This window comes from Levilactobacillus suantsaii (assembly GCF_004115745.1).
Classification (GTDB): Bacteria; Bacillota; Bacilli; order Lactobacillales; family Lactobacillaceae; genus Levilactobacillus; species Levilactobacillus suantsaii.
Genome location: NZ_QXIL01000005.1, coordinates 1 through 18,343 on the forward strand (window position 1 = coordinate 1; position 18,343 = coordinate 18,343).

Below are 18,343 nucleotides of genomic sequence, written 5' to 3' on the forward strand. Positions count from 1 at the left end.
GGGGGGCCAATTGGTCGCAACGGGCACGCCACAAGCCGTCAGTGATAACGAGCAAAGTGTCACCGGCCGTTATTTGAAACAGGCGTTAACGCAGACCAAAATGGACTGATTTGGCCTAAAGGGGGCGGAAGTGTCAATCCTAGACACTGTCATTAAAACTTAAGCGTCAAGTGAATGAAGCGTGTTCCAACTACATAAAGCGTAGCTGGGACACGCTTCTTAAGTAATGGGCTAGGGGTCCTTAGTGAACTGGTAAGCTGTTAATTTCAACAAGATCCCCCCGCGCAACCGGTTGGGGTGGGCCTAAGCCGGCACTACACGGTAAAATCTGATTTGGGTCAGGTTAGGAAGCGTGGTAAACTAAATGTAGGTTTTCTAGGCCCCGTGGTTGACGAGCTACCATAAAATGGTAGCGCTTCCTGAACTGTTGGACTGGAATCCCATCAATGGCTCAACTGCCAGATGAATGCTTAGTCATTTACCCGGTGGCATGGGACATTGATTAAGCTGAGGAGGGTTATCGAAGTGGCAGAAAAAAAGTGGTTTCAAGACGCCGTCGTGTATCAGATTTATCCGATGAGTTTTCAGGACAGTAATCACGACGGCATTGGTGATTTGAACGGTATTGTCCAGCGGCTCCCGTATTTACAGAAATTAGGGGTCGACGTGCTGTGGTTGAACCCGATTTACAAGTCCCCAAACAAGGATAACGGGTACGACATCGCGGACTATAAGGCGTTGAATCCGGTTTACGGTACGATGGCCGACTTTGACCATTTGTTGGCGGAGACCCACCGGCACGGCATGAAACTCTTGATGGACTTGGTCGTTAACCACACCTCCGATCAAAACGCGTGGTTCCAAGCCAGCCAGCAATCGCGGACTAATCCCTACGCCGATTATTACATCTGGCGCGATCCGGTCGACGGGCACGAACCGAACAACTGGCAAGCGGCCTTTGGGGGTCCAGCCTGGACCTTCGTTCCGGCGCGGGGGCAGTATTACTTACACCTCTTTGCCCCGGCTCAACCCGATTTGAACTGGGAAAATCCCAAGGTGCGTGAAAGCGTCTGGGACATCATGCGCTTCTGGTTGGATAAAGGGGTCAACGGCTTTCGGATGGACGTCATCAATTACATCTCCAAACCAGCGGGCTTGCCCGATGCGCCCGATGGTGGGACGGCCGGTGCCGTGGGGGACTTAGTCGCCGACGGCCCGAAACTAAACGACTACTTACACGAAATGAACGACAAGGTCCTGTCCCATTATGACGTGATGACGGTGGGCGAGATGCCCGGGTCCAAGCCAGAAGACGCCATTCAATACACGGGGTTGGACAGCCACGAGTTGAACATGGTCTTCCAGTTCGAACACGTGTCGCTAAGTCCCAACCCAGATACCCGTTTAGGCAAGTGGAACGATCAACCGGTCAAGCTGACGGAACTCAAGCACTCCTTGAGTCGCTGGCAGACCGAACTGGACGGCAAGGGCTGGAATAGTCTGTACTGGAACAACCACGACCAACCGCGCGCCGTGTCCCGCTTTGGCGATGACCGACCGGAATACCGGGCCTTGTCCGCCAAGGCGTTAGGAACGGCGTTGCACATGCTGCAGGGGACCCCGTACGTGTTCGAAGGCGAGGAACTGGGGATGACCAACGTCCACTACACCCAATTGAGCGACTACGAGGACTTGGAATCAATCAACTTCTACCATGAGTTCGTGGACCAAAAGCACCTCGTCGATGGCCCGACCATGTTGAAGTATTTGGCCAACATTTCGCGGGACAACGCCCGGACGCCGATGCAGTGGAGTGCCGAGAAGCACGCCGGGTTTACGGATGCGACGCCGTGGTTTGCGCTGAACCCCAACTATAAGCAGATTAACGTCGACGCCGAATTGGCCGACCAGGATTCGGTCTATTACTACTACCAGCAGTTGATCAAGTTGCGCCACGAAAATGCCATTATCCTCTACGGGACTTACGAGGAAATCGACCCGCAAGACGATCAGGTCATGACGTACCGGCGTCATTATCAGGGCCAAACGTTACTGGTCATGGTCAACTTTACGGACCAGACCGTGACACGCGACTACCAGCAAGCCAAAGCGGACCGCTTACTCATCAGCAACTATGCCGATGACCAGGGGACCACGTTGCGGCCGTACGAAAGCAAGGTCTACTTGTTACAAGATTAAGGTGTCTTGGACTGAAAGGCTGGTGGGTGGGAGCTTAGTTTCCATTTACTTCAATCACGAAAAGTTTAAAGGGCCCCACCGGCAAGCGCGCTGGTGGGGCCCTTTAGAAGGTCTAAAAAGACGTTAGAGTTCTTTAGAAACGGTGTAACGTTTGGAAGATTCATTTTCGGTGATTTGGTTACCCAGTTTTTGGTCCGCCAAGAAGATGTCAAAGGACGGCTCGCCCTGGGGACTCTTGACCACGAGCACGTGGCCCGATTGGGCGTGCCGGGCCCGGTAGATTTGGGCCGTTTGCACGGCTTCGTTGTAATCATGAAAGTTACCAATTGAGTTTCCTGGATTGAAAAATACAACTTCATCCATCATCATCATTCCTTTCAGAATTAGATTCTAAGGTCATTATACCGCACTCGTTATGAAAACGATATCACTTTACAGTTGGGAATCCATGGCAAACGAAAGCGCCGATTGTTCGGCGTTGGCCTGGACCAACGCCCCAATGTGGGCCTGCAAAGCCGTAGCGAAGCTAGCTGCGGTCGCCACGTTGAACTCGCCGAGGGTCGTTGGGGTGCTAGGTGTTAGGTCATCACCCGCTTGGACCCGTTGAATTCCGCGTTGCTGGCTGGCCTGCAAGAAATGGTCAATGAGCCCGCGATTCTGGTGGTAGTGGGCTTCACTTAAGACCTCGACCAGCTTAGCTTGCCAGTACGGGTTGGTGGCGCTGTAGGTTGGATTAGCCACGGCGTAAGTGGGCGCCAACTGGTCGCCGGCCGCAAAGAACGGCACGTAGGGCGTAAACGCCGGGTTCCCGAAGCCCTGCCACACGATGCCAGCGCGTAAGGGTGGGACGTTGCGGCGGAGTTGTAAGATGTGGCTGTTCTGGGTTCGCGCCAAGCCAATCGCCCGGTAAGCGGTCCGTTCGGTAGCCGTCCCGTGGCCTAGCGGATCGTAAGGGGTGCCGTTGTAGTGGGAACCTAAGATCGTGGCCACGTCATCGAGACCGATTTTACGTTCGGCGTGTTGGATAAAGGGCAACGTCATATCGGTCGGATTCTCAAAGGCGCTGGGCGTCAAAATTTTATGACCGTACCAGACCCGTGGCGTGTTGTAATGGGCGTCTTGCTCGCTGTGGGTGCCGAAGATGTGCCGGGAATTGAACCCCCCACCGTCTGGATTCAAGCGGTGGCTTTGGACGAACTGGCGCAGATTTGGTGAGGTCAAGAAGTTGGGGCTATCGAAGTCGACTTCTTCGATAGCCAGTTGGTTGGCGACCACGGCGTAAGCGTCGTCCGGGATGCGTTGAGCGACTCAGTGATGACCACTGACGATTTCCATGTACCAGACTTCGTCGAGGTCACTGAAGAGCACCCCGTTGGTCTCGGCGGCGCCTTGGGTGTGCACCAGGTGGCCTAGCCGTTGAATGCCAGCTTGGGCGGAGTCGATATAAGGCAGAATCACCGTTAGCATGGCATCTTCGGCGATACCGTTAGGGACCAACGGATCGACACCCAGCACGCGACTGTTAGTGTAGGCACTCTCGGTGGCGCTCATGGCGACTTGGTGGGCGTTGATGCCACTTTCGCCGTAATCGCCGGCACTCGAGTCGCTGTCGGGCACCGCCGTGTACTGGGCGGCGGCTTGCGGCAGGGAGGTCGTGAACTGATTGTTTTTCGAGACGAAGTGGGTGGTGCCACTCGTGCTGGCGGGATGACTGACGGCTTGTTTCGGCCAGATGGCCACCGCATTGTCTTCGTTACGGGCGATGAGTGGGCTGCCATCCAGGGTGGCTAACTTGCCGACTAAAACTGAGGTGCAGGCTTGATGGGGTAAACGGGTCACAAAAATTCCTCCTTGAAAGGGTGCGATTAACCGTCCCATTAGGTGTGGGGCGTGAAAGTGACCTTAATATAGCACATTTTGCGCGGCCACGTTGGAATGGGACAATCAGTTTTAATAAAAAAACTGGGGGAAGTTTGCTAAAATGGAAGAGAATAGGAAGGGATGGTTGGTAACATGGCAGCAGAAATTGAGTCACATCAACACAGCTTGGCCCGCGAATTGGAATGTGTCTCCGGAGTGCCCATCTTTCAACAACTCGCACACAACCAGATGATTTCGGTCGCCGAAGTCACCCGTGCCATCCACGCCCAAAAGGGTCAGATCGTCTTCCGGCCGGATGCGGTCTCCCAGACGTTGTATATCGTGAATACTGGCCAGGTCCGGCTGTACCACCTGGCCGATGACGGCAAGGAACGGGTCTTGCGGGTGCTGAATCCCGGCGACTTCATCGGGGAGATTGCGCTGTTTACCGACGAAATCCACAGCGATTACGCCGAAGCCACCCAGACCACGGAACTTTGCACGATTTCGCGAACTGACTTGACTCAACTGGTTCGGCGATTGCCGACGTTAGCGTTGGCGCTCTTGAACGCGTTGGCGCAACGCTTGAAGACCGCCGAACATCAAGCCACCTTATTGGCGATTCCTGATGCTTTGCCGCGGTTAGCGGGGTACCTGTTAGACTTGAGTCAGAGTCAAGCGACTACGGTGACTTTACCCATGAGTAAGCAGGACTTAGCCGCGTATTTGGGGATGACGCCGGAGTCGTTGAGTCGCAAGTTGAAACAACTGGTCACGCTGGGGGCGATTACCACGCATGGTCGGCGTGAGATTACGATTGTGACGCTCGCCAAATTACAAGCCGTAGCGCCACAGTGACTTAATCTTTGCGCTCCGGTTAAGAATCTTAAATAGCATGGTATTCCCAAATTAAATTTGCTAAAATGATGGGTGTTGTGTTTCAATAGAGGCTTAGAGTAAAAACGCAGATTAAATTAAAAGGGGATACGCACATGTGTGGATTCGTTGGTTATGTGAACCAGAAGGATGTTCCCGCTAATACCATCAACGATATGGCGGATCGCATCAAGCACCGGGGACCGGATGACGAGGCCTATTTCAGCGATGACCAAGCTGTGATGGGATTCCGGCGGCTGTCAATCATTGACTTAGCCCACGGAAAGCAACCGATGTACAACCGGGACCAAACTAAAGTTTTGACCTTTAACGGTGAAATCTATAACTACCAAGAGATTCGGGCTGACTTACAAAAGCTAGGGTACGAATTCCAAACGGATGTGGATTCCGAAGTTTTGATTCACGGCTACGACGCCTGGGGACCAAAATTGTTGGACCGGTTACGGGGGATGTACGCCTTCGTCATCTACGATAAAACAAATAATGAAGTGTTCGGGGCCAGAGACCACTTTGGCATCAAGCCATTGTACTACTATGATGATGGCGAGACCTTCCTGTGGGGTTCCGAAATCAAGGCGTTCTTGGAACACCCGAACTTTAAAAAAGAATTTAATGAAGAACTCTTGCCGATTCACTTGAGCTTTGAGTTCATTCCGTCGCGCGACACCATGTTCAAGCACGTGTACAAGGTCTTACCGGGCCAGTACTTCCTGCACAAGGCGGGCAAGACCGAAACGCATCGCTACTTCAAGTACAGCTACGACCACATCGACAACAGTCAGACGGTCGAAGGTGACGCCAAGAAGATTCGCCAGATTGTCGACGAATCCGTCAAGGCCCACATGATTGCTGACGTGGAAGTCGGCAGTTTCTTGTCCAGTGGGATTGATTCTTCTTATGTCTTGAACGAAGCGGCCAAGTTAAAGCCGATTCAATCCTTCTCCTTGGGCTTCAAGAATTCCAAGTACAGTGAATTGAGCTGGTCCACGGAATTTGCTAAGGAAATCAAGCAAAAGAACACGCCACTTTACATGACCGGTGACGACTACTTCGATATTTTACCGACCATCATGTACTACATGGACGAACCGTTGTCCAACCCATCGGCGATGCAACTGTACTACCTATCTAAGGGCACGCGCAAGAGCGTGAAGGTTGCCTTGTCCGGGGAAGGGGCCGACGAGTTCTTCGGTGGCTATAACACTTATCTGGAAGCCATCCCGTTCGAACGCTACCAGAAGTGGGTACCCAAGCCGATTCGTAAGGGCTTAGGCGCGATTGCCGATAAGTTGCCACGGTTCCATGGCCGGCGGTTCTTGGTCCGTGGGGCCGAACCGTTGAGTGAACGGTACTACCGGGTCAACTACGTGTTCGACTACCATGACCGCAATAAGATCTTAAAGAACCCAGCCTTGAATCAAGATGCCGGGGCTTACACCCAACACCTCTTCGATGACGTGAAGGGCTTAGACGAAATGACGCAGATGCAGTACTTTGACATCAATACTTGGTTGCCGTACGACATCTTGCACAAGGCAGACCGGATGAGCATGGCCAACTCCCTAGAAGTGCGGACGCCGTTAGTCGACAAGGAAGTCGCCAAGTTTGCGGCCACCATGCCGGTCAAGACGCGGATCCATGCAGATGAGACTAAGGTCTCGTTGCGGACCGCGGCGGAAGCCGAACTGCCGGAACGGGTCGCGAAGAAGGAAAAGATGGGCTTCCCATCCCCAATCGCCACCTGGATCAAGGAAGAACCTTACAAGTCCCGGATTATCGAGGCGTTCAACTCGGATGTGGCCCACAAGTTCTTCAATACGGACGCGTTGATGGATATCTTGCACGAACATATCAATGGAAAATCCAGTATGCAAAAGATTTTCACCATCTACACCTTTATCTTGTGGTACGAAGTTTACTTCCCTGAAAATACCACGGCCAAGACGGTTGACCTGGTTCACCGGACGCAAATTTAAGACCAGTCGGCTAATTTAGTCGGCACCACCGATCAAGGTTGCTATTGGATTCGTCCGTTAACAACCTTGATTCTGTTTACGATTAAAAATAAATATTTTTGTTGACCCCAGCCTAATGGGGCGAGGTGGGGGAATTCCGGCTTCGCCCCCACGGCTAAGCCCATTGGTCAAAGCTGACCGGGGGTTTAGCCGTGAGTCAGCCCCTGCGGCGAATTAGGCGGGCGCGGTCAACGACATTTTGCAGTTGTGAAGGGACTTTTTGAGTTATGGAAACGAATGGAGCAAAATTCACCCCGGTTTTGCTGGGGAGCGATTTTAACGTTTATGGGATGGCCCGGTCGTTTTACGACCTGTACCACGAACCCGTGCAGGCTTTTGCCAGCATCCAATTGGCGCCGACCCGCTACACCAAGATTGTGAATCTAGAACTCATCCCGGGCTTCGATGAGGACCCAGTCTGGATTGAGACCATGCGGAAGCTGAAGGAACGTTACGCCAACCACCCGGAACCCGTCATTTTGATTGGGTGCGGGGATGGCTACGCTGAATTGATCAGTAAGCACAAGGCCGAACTAGAAGACGTCTTTATCTGTCCGTACGTGGATTACGATTTATTGCGGCAACTGAATAATAAGGAAAGCTTCTACAAGGTCTGTGACAAGTACGGTTTGCCGTACCCGCACACCCGCATCATCACCAAGGCGGAAGCCACGGGCGATGCGCCCATTGAACAACCCTTTGGTTACCCGGTCGCGTTGAAACCGGCCAACAGTGTTGAGTGGTTGGACGTGCACTTCGAGGGCCGTAAGAAGGCCTTTCGAATCCAATCCGAAGCCGAATTCAAAGATATCGTGCATAAAATTTATACCAACGGGTACACGTCCGATTTGATCTTACAGGACTTCATCCCCGGCGATGACAGCAATATGCGGGTGGTCAACGCCTACGTCGACCAGGACCACCATGTCAAAATGATGTGCCTGGGGCACCCGTTATTGGAAGATTGTGCACCGTCCGCTATCGGAAATTATGTGGCTATCATCCCTGAATACAACGAGACGATTTACCACGACATCCAGAATTTCTTGGAAGCTATCGACTTTACCGGCTACGCCAACTTTGACATGAAGTATGACGTGCGCGACCACTCGTTCAAGTTATTTGAAATCAATTTGCGTCAGGGTCGGAGTAGTTTCTTCGTCACCCTCAACGGCTATAATCTGGCCGATTGGGTGGTCAAAGACTACGTCAAGCACAGTTTGAAGGACGCGCCTACGGTCTACGGTAACCAAGACGAACAGCAACACGCCTTGTGGTTGGGGGTTCCCGTTAAGGTTTTTAAGCGCTATACTCGAGAAAACGCAGATAAAGAGCGCGCCTTGAAGTTGATCGCGGCGGGGCAATACGGCACCACCTACCGGTACCAACCGGACTTGAGCTTGAAACGACGGTTGTTGATCAAGTGGATGGAACACAACTATACGGTGAACTTTAAGAAGTACTTTGCGGAAAATAAGGGGTAAGAATAATGAGAAAATTCTTTACGATTATTGGCGGCATGGGCACGATGGCGACCGAAAGTTACATTCACCAGTTGAATTTGCGCACCCCGGCGCACGCCGACCAAGACTATTTGAACTATATTTTGGTCAATCACGCCACGGTACCGGACCGGACGGCCTACATCTTAGACCACACCCAGGCAAGTCCGTTGCCTGGCTTGTTGGAAGATATCCAGCAACAGAGCCAGTTGAAGCCGGAATTTTTCACCTTGCCGTGCAACACGGCCCACTATTTCTTTGATGACTTACAGGCCGCTACGGAGATCCCCATCCTGCACATGCCGCGCGAAACCGTTAAGGAGATTCAGCGCAAGTACCCGGAAGCTAAGCGTATCGGCATTACCGGGACACGGGGGACCATCACGGATAAAATCTACGAACACGAGATTACCAACGCGGGATTGACGCCGGTGTTACCGACCGAGACCATCGAAGCCCAGACCATGCGCCTGATCTACGACAACATCAAGGCTCATAACGTGGTCGATGCGCGCTTGTTCCACACCATCATTCAAGAAATGATTCAGGAACAAAAGGCCGACGTGGTGATTCTGGGGTGTACCGAATTATCACTGGCCCAAGAACGGGAACCGGAAACGACTTACCCGGTCGCCGACAGTCAGTCGATTTTAGTCGACCGGACGTTGGAAAAGGCCTTAGCTTTAAAGCCCGAAAAAGCTTAAGTGACCAAAAATTAAAACGGATTGTTCCAGCCAAAACTGGCTGGAACAATCCGCTTTTTGTTTAACTGAAAGATTAGACTATCGAAAGTTACTTGAAAGCCAGCATCAAGCCTAGCCCGGCAGTAATCAACCCGACGATGCCCATCACGAAGTAGACCAGGTGCGTCTGGTCGCGTTCCATTTTGCGTCCGAAACTGATTTCGATGAGGGCAATCGTGGCGATTCCCAGGGCAAACTTGAAACTGACCAGTAACGGGGCGTGCCCGAAGGTCCGAATGCTTAGGACGACGCCACTAATGATCATGACCAAATAGGCGCACCGGGCCAAGAGGAGAAATTGAATGACCCGTTTTTCAGCGTGACGAGTCAATCCCAACAACACCGCTAAGGTCAAGACAATCCAAGTCCAAAAATGGACGGCTAACCACATCTAATCGCTTCCTTCCCCCAAACTCGGTTAACTTTAGCCTACCATATTCTGGGGGCCGTGGGCGCTTAATTTAGCCGTTAATAAGGTTAATTTAATCTGTGCCCTTTAAATGGGGACAGATGTAGTCACCTGGGGGAGAAAAATCCGTGGGGGTTAGCGGGTTTCGTCTTGCTGGTGGTCTCGCTTCAGTAAGGTGAGCAGTTGTTGGTCACGTTGAGCGACAATAGCTTGCCCACGGTCACCGGTCCAATCGAATAGGCCCTGTCCCGTCTTGAGCCCCAATTGGTGGGCCGCTACTTGGCGTGCCAGAGTAGGATCGGCATCGGTTTCGTTTGCCAAATCGGCATAGAGGTAACGGCTGATGTTGTTGAAGACGTCTAACCCACTGAGGTCGGCACTGGCAAGGGGACCGACTAGACTCCAGCGGCGTCCCAGACTGTATTTGACGATGTCGTCGACGGCACTAGGCGTGGCGATACCTTCCTGAACGATATGTAGAGCTTCTCGCAAGACGGCCAGTTGGATACGATTGCCCACGAAGCCTAGCGACTCTTTTTTGAGGGGAACGGCGTGTTTCCCGATAGCAGTCATTAGTGCCACCGTGGTCGTGACCGTGGCGGGAGCGGTCTGCTCACCTGGCACGACTTCAACTAACGGCATCAATTGGGCCGGGTTCCAGAAGTGGGCGACGACGAAGCGGTCGGGATGGGTTAAGACCCGTTGGATGGCGGACGGACTGAGGCCGGAAGTGTTGGTGGCTAACAGGGTGTCTTGGGGCACGACTTGTTCGACGTGTTGCCAGACTTGGCGTTTGACAGCGAGATCCTCAACTACGGATTCAATCACGAAGTCAGCAGTGTGTAGGGCCTGCTGGTAATCGGTCGTGAGATGAATCCGCGCTAAGATGATGGCCGGGTCGTCTGTAAGTAAGTCGTTTTCCTGGAAGGTCTTCAGGTCATTTTTGATCAGCTGTAACCCGTGGTCTAATGCCTCTTGGCTGGTATCTAGCAAATTCACGGTGTAACCGTGTAAGGCAAACTGCAGAGCAGTCGCGTGGCCCATGGTACCGGCGCCGATATTGCCGATGGTTTTGAAACGTTGAAGTGAAGTCATTGAAAAAATCTCCTTTGTAGCGGGTGAGAGGGTCTAAAACTCGCGCAACCTATCAACTGGTTGCCGAAAGTAGTCGGTGATGGTTAGCGCTTTCAAGAATTAGCATACCAAGCTCAGTTTAGAAATGCAATGCGTGAAGAGATGCACAAATGGGCTTTAAAAAAGGCCCGCGGCAATCGCCGCGGGCCCTTAATCGTTGTGAGTATTAGAAAGTGAGGTTAGCTGCTTGCGTCCAGTATGGTTTGCCGTTTAAGATGAGCCGGTACCAAGTGGTCCCATCACTTGCCTTGTAGCCTTTCTTGTTGACCGTGACTTGGGTGTCAGCGGCATAGCTACCGGTGTGGCCCATGGTTTTGGACAAGTAAGTCGAGTTCAGCACGTGGTTGTACAACGGGGCGTTAGTGGCCGTGTTCAACGTCGCCTTCCCACTGGCGTCACTGTAAGTGACCTTCGGGAAGTTCAAGACCTTACGGTAGACCCAGTACTTGTGAGTCGAATTCTTAGCGAAACGGATTCGGTACCAGGTACCGCTCCAGCCGCCGCGTTTTACGCCACGACTGTCGACGTAGACTTTGGTGCCACGGTGGTCACTACTCAGGTTGCCCCAACCGATCCGCCGGGAATTACTGGTTCCCTTGACGTGAGTGTAGACCGTCCAGTTGGTGTAGTTGTTCGCCAACGTCGCCGTTTCGTTGTTGCCCCCATGATTGTAGGTGACGGTCTTCTTTTGCGCGGTAACGTGCGGGGTGCTGGTCGTGGTGTTAGAATCAGCCGTCGTGACCGTGCCCCCGAGGTTGGCGTACTGCGTGTTGACCAAAGCGACAAAGTTCGTCATGGTGTAGGTCGTCCCGAAGTATTTCTTAGCGTTCGTCGACCAGTACCCATCCGGGTCGGTATGGGTGGTGCCACCTAGGCGCGTTGAAACGTCGTGGTGGGACAGGACCGTGGTGTAACGTTTCGGAGTTAACCCGTATTGCTTCAAGATGTAGGCCGTGTAGTAGGCGGCGTTGTTCAATTCGGAAGCGAAGGCACTCTTGGAGTGGACTTCAACTTGTTCGAACTGGACGTAACGCTCGTTTCCCATGGGACCAGAGCCCCACGCTAAGTACTTGGTGTTCGCGATGTTGATGATGTGACTGGCATCGACGAACGTGTGCACGAAGGCGTTTTGATAGTTACGCTTCATGTAGGAAATTTCATTATAGATGGTCGAATCTGGGTTAGCCGTTTCGTGGACCACGACCCCCTCAGGGTGGCCATTCCGATAGCTTAACTTGGGAAATTCGGACCAGATACTACTGGTGATCTTGGGCGTCGAATAATCTTGACGCGCAATGTAATCGTTGATGCTGTTGGCGCTGGCGGATGTCGTGGCCCCTAACCACAATCCGAAACAACCAGCGACGAGGGCGGTACCTCGAACCACCCAATGTTGCCATGTCTTCATTTTCACATTCTCCTCCTATAAGTGGCTCATCCTCAATTTCTTCGTACTGCAACAAGTTGATTATAACGTATCTGTGTGAACTTGGGTATAAATTATTTTTAAGCTGTCATACTTAATTGTTCGCAAATCAACCGTATTTTAACGACTAAGGCGGCTATAATGGGGTTATCTAACGACTTTTTGCCGAATAAGGCGTAAATAATAATTAAAGTTCGGCTTTTATCTTTTGTTGCAAAAAGCTTACAATTAGATTGCAGGTCAAGCTGAGACATTATGACTTGCGGTCTGCTAATAAGATGGGTATAATGATATTTTGTATGATGAGATGAAAGGGGCGATCAGTGATGGCTGAAGCAGCTGATAACACTGGTAAGACGGAACTTAAGGTTGGCAATTACATTGCGGCCAAGAAGTTTGGGCCGTTAGAACATGATTTTACGGGTGAAATTACCAAAGTGTATGATAATTCAGTCCTCGTTGAAATCCGTCAGTACGATCCCGCCGATAAAACGGCGGTCGGTGACATGAACAACCGCGCCGTAGTGCGGAAGTCGGTCGCTAAATTGACGACAGCTCCAGAGAACTAAACATCATAAAAATAGATATTTTGAATTTTTTTGCAAAAAGTAATGACAACTCACAAATGGTATGATATACTCATTTGTGTTGTGCGGGTGTAGTTTAGTGGTAAAATTCAAGCTTCCCAAGCTTGCGTCGCGGGTCCGATTCCCGTCACCCGCTTTCGAAGGAGGCGGCCAGTGGCCGTCTTTATTATTATTCGAAAGTTTAGGCGTTAGAATAGTAGGTTAGCTCATGTGATTAAGCGAGTCCGGGAGGGTGAAAGCCGGATTGACAAACTAGCCGAACGGACTAACCAAGTTCAAGACAGAAACTGATCATTTAAGTGGACCGTGAACGGTCAATTAGAGTGGTACCGCGGGCTAAACTCGTCTCTTACAAGGATGTAAGGGGCGTTTTTTTGTCCCATGATTGTCAACAATCAAGGAGGAAATTTGGATGGATTACAAACAACAGGCCGTGACTGCGTTGGTTGCTGCCTTAGATGGCCAATTAACGGCTGATGAAGTGACCAATAAGTTAGAACGTCCCAAGACGTCTGATAAAGGGGATTTAGCGTTCCCGACGTTTACCTTAGCCAAGACGCTGCACCAAGCGCCCCAACAGATCGCCCAGGATTTAGCTGCCAAGTTAGACACCACCGGCTTCGAAAAGGTGGAAGTCGTGGGACCTTATTTGAACTTCTTCTTTGATAAGGCGGCTTACAGTGCGGATACCCTAGAGACGGTTTTGAGTGCTGGCGCAGCTTACGGCCAGAACCAGGACGGTCAAAACGGGAACGTCCCGATTGATATGTCGTCCCCGAACATCGCTAAGCCGATGTCGATGGGGCACTTACGCTCCACGGTGATTGGGAACGCCATCGCCAACATCTTGACTAAGAATGGTTACCATCCTATCAAGGATAACCATTTAGGGGATTGGGGGACCCAATTTGGGAAGCTGATCACCGCCTACAAGCTGTGGGGGAACGAAGCCGACGTCAAGAAAGATCCCATCAACAAGTTGGTCGAATACTACGTGCGTTTCCATAAGGAAGACGTCGACAAGCCCGAATTAGATGATGTGGCCCGCGAGTGGTTCCGCAAGCTGGAAAACGGTGACCCCGAAGCCCACAAACTCTGGGAATGGTTCCGCGAAGTTTCCTTACAGGAATTCAACGACGTTTACCAGGAACTAGGGGTTAAATTTGATACCTACCACGGGGAAGCCTTCTACAATGATAAGTTAGAAGAAGTCGTGCAGATTTTACGCGACAAGCACCTGTTGGTCGAATCGCAAGGCGCCCAGGTCGTAGATTTGAGCAAGTACGACTTGAACCCGGCCTTGATTCTGAAAAGTGATGGCGCATCGCTGTACATCACGCGAGACATCGCCACGGCCCTTTACCGGGACCGGACTTACAGCCCCGTGAAGAATTTGTACGTCGTGGGGTCCGAACAGACCTACTACTTCAAGCAATTGAAGGCCGTCTTACAGGAAATGGGCGTGAAGTCGGCCCCAAACTTGCAACACGTGCCGTTCGGACTGATCACCGCTGATGGTAAGAAACTCTCGACGCGGTCCGGCCGGATCATCTTGTTGGCCAAGGTCTTGGAAGAATCCGTCAAGTTGGCCCAAGAAGAAATCGCTGAAAAGAACCCATCTTTGGCCAACAAAGATGAGGTGGCCCGTCAAGTCGGCGTTGGTGCCATCGTCTTTGGTGATTTGAAGAATGAACGGACCAACAACATCGACTTTGTCTTAGCCGACCAGTTGAAGTTCGAAGGGGAGACTGGACCATATGTACAATACGCCCATGCCCGGGCCGAAAGCATCTTGCGCAAGGCGCCACACGTGACCGTTGCGGCGGCTGGCAATGAATTGGCCGATCCGTTAGCTTGGGACACTATCAAGACGTTGGCGGACTTCCCGCAAATCGTGAAGATGGCTTGTGCCGAACTCGAACCATCCGTCATTGCCAAGTACGCGATTCGCTTAGCCAAGACCTTCAACAAGTACTACGCACACGCTAAGGTCTTGACCGATGACGCGCAATTACCAGCCCGCTTGGCCTTAGTCAAGGCAGTCTCCGGGGTCTTGAAGGAAGCTCTGCGCTTGTTGGGTGTCGAATCTCCTGACGAAATGTAACTCTGAATTTAAAATCTGTGTCACCGCGACTCCGTTGGCAATCCGCCAATGGGGTCTTTTTTTGCGTTGAAAACGAATATTTGGTACACTGAGTTCATAAATATTCAACGATAGAGGGTGGAAGTCCCTTTCTTAGAATTGACGCAATGAAAGTTTATGCGGAGGGGGCTATTGTCATGAAGAAAAGCATTCGCCAGGCACGGATCGAACAACTGATCAATCAATATCCCATTGGGACCCAAGAGGAACTGATGGAGCGACTGCAGGAAGTGGATATTCAGGCCACACAAGCGACAATTTCCCGTGATATTCGTGAGATGCAGATTGTGAAGGCGCAGGACGGCCACGGCCATCTGCGGTATACGATTTTTAAGGCAGGCAACCGCAGTGAAGAAGAGCACCTCCGCGAGACCATCAACGAAGTGGTCACTGGCCTGACCCGGGTTGAGTTTGTCAACATTTTGAAAACGCTGCCGAGTAACGGTAATCTCTTAGCTGCCATCTTCGATGACCTCAATCTCCCGGAGATTGCGGGGACCTTAGCGGGACACGATACCATCTTTATTATCAGTCCCAGCGCAACGATTGCGGCTAAGCTCCACGACCGGATCGCCGCGGAAATGAATCCCGAAATCGTGCATTAAATGAGCAGTCCACACGGCCGGCTCCGTTTTGACGGACCGGTCGTTTTGGTGTGGGGGCTAAAGACTTTTCTAAAGTTTTCGTGCCCAACGAAACGGAGCGGGAAGTCTATGCTAAAATAGACCATATTATCCGGAGTTCTGTCTTTGAGAATCCCGAATGTGCGGCTCTTACTGATGTGGGGGCTCACCGACACGTTTCAGGTGATGTGGCGAGTGGTGATGACCATTGCGCGTCCACGTCTATTTTCTAATTAGAAGAGGCTATTTCATGAATAACCAACAACCGAATCAACCTACTGAACGGGGGTTCAAGGCCCACTTTAAGCGGTTTTGGCGCCGGTTTCAGCTGACCCGCTGGCTCATCGTGATCGTCTTGACCGGGTTCTTAGTGCTGAGTGGCTACTTGACCTTTATTGCTAAGACCGCCAACGTCGGCGATTTAAAGGCGGCTTTAGATAACCCAACGCAGATTTATGACCGGAAGAATAACAAGGCGGGGACCCTCTACTCCCAAAAAGGGACGTCGGTTCCGTTACGTAAGATTTCCACGAACCTGCAAAAGGCCGTTATTTCAACGGAAGACCGGAATTTCTATCATGAGCATGGGTTTTCCGTCAAGGGGATTGGCCGGGCGCTGTTTTTGTACGCTAAAAACAAACTACTGGGTCGCGATTACATCAGTGGCGGGGGCAGTACACTTACCCAACAACTGGTAAAAAATGCTTACTTGACGCAGGAACAGACCTTTACCCGGAAGTTCAAAGAGCTCTTCTTGGCGATTGAAGTGGAGAACGTCTACAACAAAAAAGATATCTTGGCGATGTATTTGACCAACGCCTACTTCGGTAACGGGGTCTGGGGCGTCCAGGACGCTTCGGAGCGTTATTTTGGCACCTCGGCAGCCAACCTCACGGTATCGCAATCGGCGGTTTTAGCGGGGATGTTGACCAACCCCAACGGCTATAACCCAATCTACCACCCCAAGGCGGCTAAGCAACGCCGTAACGTGGTGCTGGATCTGATGGTCGAGAATGGGGACTTGAGTCAGACCCAGGCCAAGCGCGACCAGGCCACGGCGATTGTGACCAATGACGATTACACCTATAAAAATTCGTACAAGTACCCGTACTACTTTGACGCCGTCATCAATGAGGCGATTAAGAAGTACGGTTTGACGGAATCCGAAATCATGAACAAGGGATATAAGATTTACACGACCCTAGATCAGGACAATCAAAAACAGATGCAGACGCTGTTCAAAAACAACAGCTACTTCCCGTCTAACGCGAGTGATGGCACCAAGGTCCAGGCCGCTAGCATCGCCATTGACCCTAACACGGGTGGTGTCGAGGCGGTCGTCGGGGGCCGAGGCAAGCACGTCTTTCGGGGTTATAACCGGGCGACGCAGATGCGGCGGCAACCCGGATCGACCATCAAACCGTTAGCGGTGTACACTCCCGCGCTCGAAAACGGCTATTTCTACGATTCACAATTGACCGATAAGAAGAAGTCTTATGGTAGTAACCACTACACGCCGCATAACTATGGTGGCACTTACAGTGGAAAATTGCCGATGTACCAAGCGTTAGCGCAAAGTACCAATGCGCCGGCCGTGTGGTTATTGAACAAGATAGGGGTCGACAAGGGTTACGAATCCGTGAAGAAGTTCGGCCTGCCCGTCAGCAAGTCGGATAAGAACCTGGCCTTAGCGCTAGGGGGCTTGAAGACCGGGGTCTCCCCGCAACAGTTGGCACAGGCTTACACGGCCTTTGCCGACAACGGTGTCCGGCATTCGGCCCATTACATCCGTAAGATTGTGGACGCCTCCGGGAACGTGGTGGTATCGACAGACGACACGCAGGCCAAGACCAAGAAGGTCATGTCCAAGAAGACGGCCAAGCAGATGACCAGTATGATGATGGGCGTCTTCAACTATGGGACCGGGACTACGGCTAAACCTTACGGCTACACGATTGCCGGGAAGACTGGGAGTACCGAAGCCGACGGGGATGCCGATGCGACCCGGGACAAATGGATTGTGGGTTACACCCCCGACGTGGTCGTGACCACCTGGGAAGGATTCGACAGTACCAGCAGTAAACAGCACTTGGAAGACGTCAGTGGGACCGGAGAAGGCCCATTGTTCCAAGCTGAAATGCAGGGGATTTTGCCGAACACCAAGGGCACGTCGTTTGACACCAAGGATGCGTCGACGCTGGCCAAGGCTCAAAATAATAGCTCGTCTTCATCGTCGAATTCGTCCAGTGATATTTGGGATTCGGTCCAAAAGGGCATCGATAATGCTGGCAAGTCATTCAATAATGTGGCCGACAAGGTCAAGTCCTGGTGGGAAAAGGCCAAATCAGCCGTTGATTAACCGAATCCTGGGCTAGGGTCCCACTGCAAAGCATGGTACAATGATTGATGAACGATTTAAATTTGAGGAGGAACTTCATTTATGGCTGAAACTCTGCAAGATCTAGGTGCGACCGTGGCCAAAACGCTGCAAGCAACGCCGGAATTCAAAGCACTACAAGCCGCTTTTGCTGAGATGAAGGCGGACGCGGACACTTACCAACTGTTTCAAGATTTCCAAGCCCTGCAAACGAAGCTGCAACAAAAGCAAATGGGCGGTCAAAAGCTGACCGATGATGAGTTGAAACAAGCCCAAGACCTGGCAACGCAGGTGGGGTCCAAGCCGGCTATCAAGACGCTGATGGCTAAGGAAAAGGATGTTAATGCGCTCTTAAACGAGTTGAATAACACGATTACCAAGCCGATTCAAGCAATTTACCAAGGCTAAAATTCAAACCGTCGGTGTTT

The 18,343-nt window shown here is 51.7% G+C and carries 14 protein-coding genes, 1 tRNA gene and 1 pseudogene; 11 read left to right on the forward strand and 5 right to left on the reverse strand.

Annotation, left to right across the window (positions count from 1 at the left end; translation table 11 throughout):
* Window positions 1-525: 525 nt before the first annotated feature.
* Complete coding sequence (locus tag DXH47_RS03755) at window positions 526-2,199, forward strand: glycoside hydrolase family 13 protein (protein ID WP_129031734.1); 1,674 nt, start codon at window positions 526-528, stop codon at window positions 2,197-2,199.
* A gap of 123 nt (window positions 2,200-2,322) precedes the next feature.
* On the opposite strand, the gene DXH47_RS03760 is transcribed toward DXH47_RS03755, so the two are convergent.
* Window positions 2,323-2,562, reverse strand: a complete 240-nt coding sequence (locus DXH47_RS03760; RefSeq protein ID WP_129031735.1) for a hypothetical protein — start codon at window positions 2,560-2,562, stop codon at window positions 2,323-2,325.
* Window positions 2,563-2,631: 69 nt separating this feature from the next.
* Window positions 2,632-4,077, reverse strand: a pseudogene (locus DXH47_RS03765) (C69 family dipeptidase).
* 135 nt (window positions 4,078-4,212) lie between these two features.
* Here DXH47_RS03765 and DXH47_RS03770 point away from each other — a divergent pair.
* The 4 genes from DXH47_RS03770 to DXH47_RS03785 all read left to right on the forward strand — a co-directional run bounded on the left by DXH47_RS03770 (window position 4,213) and on the right by DXH47_RS03785 (window position 9,177).
* Window positions 4,213-4,917, forward strand: a complete 705-nt coding sequence (locus DXH47_RS03770) for a Crp/Fnr family transcriptional regulator (protein WP_129031736.1) — start codon at window positions 4,213-4,215, stop codon at window positions 4,915-4,917.
* A 134-nt stretch (window positions 4,918-5,051) separates the two neighbouring features.
* Window positions 5,052-6,932 carry an asparagine synthase (glutamine-hydrolyzing) gene (asnB, locus tag DXH47_RS03775; protein WP_129031737.1) on the forward strand — a complete coding sequence of 627 codons (1,881 nt, stop codon included), beginning with the start codon at window positions 5,052-5,054 and terminating at the stop codon, window positions 6,930-6,932.
* 266 nt (window positions 6,933-7,198) lie between these two features.
* Window positions 7,199-8,455, forward strand: coding sequence for a carboxylate--amine ligase (locus tag DXH47_RS03780; RefSeq protein ID WP_129031738.1), 1,257 nt, complete (start codon window positions 7,199-7,201; stop codon window positions 8,453-8,455).
* 5 nt (window positions 8,456-8,460) lie between these two features.
* Complete coding sequence (locus tag DXH47_RS03785) at window positions 8,461-9,177, forward strand: aspartate/glutamate racemase family protein (RefSeq protein ID WP_129031739.1); 717 nt, start codon at window positions 8,461-8,463, stop codon at window positions 9,175-9,177.
* Window positions 9,178-9,265: 88 nt separating this feature from the next.
* Here DXH47_RS03785 and DXH47_RS03790 read toward each other — a convergent pair whose 3' ends face one another.
* The 3 genes from DXH47_RS03790 to DXH47_RS03800 all read right to left on the reverse strand — a co-directional run bounded on the left by DXH47_RS03790 (window position 9,266) and on the right by DXH47_RS03800 (window position 12,167).
* Window positions 9,266-9,607 carry a DUF1516 family protein gene (locus tag DXH47_RS03790; RefSeq protein WP_129031740.1) on the reverse strand — a complete coding sequence of 114 codons (342 nt, stop codon included), beginning with the start codon at window positions 9,605-9,607 and terminating at the stop codon, window positions 9,266-9,268.
* Between the two features lie 153 nt (window positions 9,608-9,760).
* The gene (locus DXH47_RS03795) at window positions 9,761-10,720 is read right to left on the reverse strand and encodes a 3-hydroxyacyl-CoA dehydrogenase family protein (protein ID WP_129031741.1); all 960 of its coding nucleotides are present in this window, start codon (window positions 10,718-10,720) and stop codon (window positions 9,761-9,763) included.
* Window positions 10,721-10,925: 205 nt separating this feature from the next.
* Complete coding sequence (locus DXH47_RS03800) at window positions 10,926-12,167, reverse strand: peptidoglycan recognition protein family protein (RefSeq protein ID WP_129031742.1); 1,242 nt, start codon at window positions 12,165-12,167, stop codon at window positions 10,926-10,928.
* 344 nt (window positions 12,168-12,511) lie between these two features.
* Here DXH47_RS03800 and DXH47_RS03805 point away from each other — a divergent pair, with 344 nt between their 5' ends.
* From DXH47_RS03805 to DXH47_RS03830, 6 genes are all read left to right on the forward strand, one after another.
* On the forward strand, window positions 12,512-12,754 hold the full coding sequence (locus tag DXH47_RS03805; protein ID WP_129031743.1) for a DUF2187 domain-containing protein: 243 nt from the start codon (window positions 12,512-12,514) through the stop codon (window positions 12,752-12,754).
* Window positions 12,755-12,837: 83 nt separating this feature from the next.
* Window positions 12,838-12,908: transfer RNA gene (locus DXH47_RS03810), tRNA-Gly, on the forward strand.
* Window positions 12,909-13,184: 276 nt separating this feature from the next.
* A complete protein-coding gene (argS, locus tag DXH47_RS03815; RefSeq protein WP_129031744.1) occupies window positions 13,185-14,876 on the forward strand; it encodes an arginine--tRNA ligase in 1,692 nt (563 codons plus the stop codon).
* A gap of 176 nt (window positions 14,877-15,052) precedes the next feature.
* Window positions 15,053-15,520: an arginine repressor gene (locus DXH47_RS03820; protein ID WP_129031745.1), complete on the forward strand. Its 468-nt coding sequence runs from the start codon at window positions 15,053-15,055 to the stop codon at window positions 15,518-15,520.
* Between the two features lie 268 nt (window positions 15,521-15,788).
* Window positions 15,789-17,897 carry a PBP1A family penicillin-binding protein gene (locus tag DXH47_RS03825; protein WP_129031746.1) on the forward strand — a complete coding sequence of 703 codons (2,109 nt, stop codon included), beginning with the start codon at window positions 15,789-15,791 and terminating at the stop codon, window positions 17,895-17,897.
* 81 nt (window positions 17,898-17,978) lie between these two features.
* Window positions 17,979-18,323 carry a YlbF family regulator gene (locus DXH47_RS03830; RefSeq protein WP_129031747.1) on the forward strand — a complete coding sequence of 115 codons (345 nt, stop codon included), beginning with the start codon at window positions 17,979-17,981 and terminating at the stop codon, window positions 18,321-18,323.
* Window positions 18,324-18,343 lie beyond the last annotated feature (20 nt).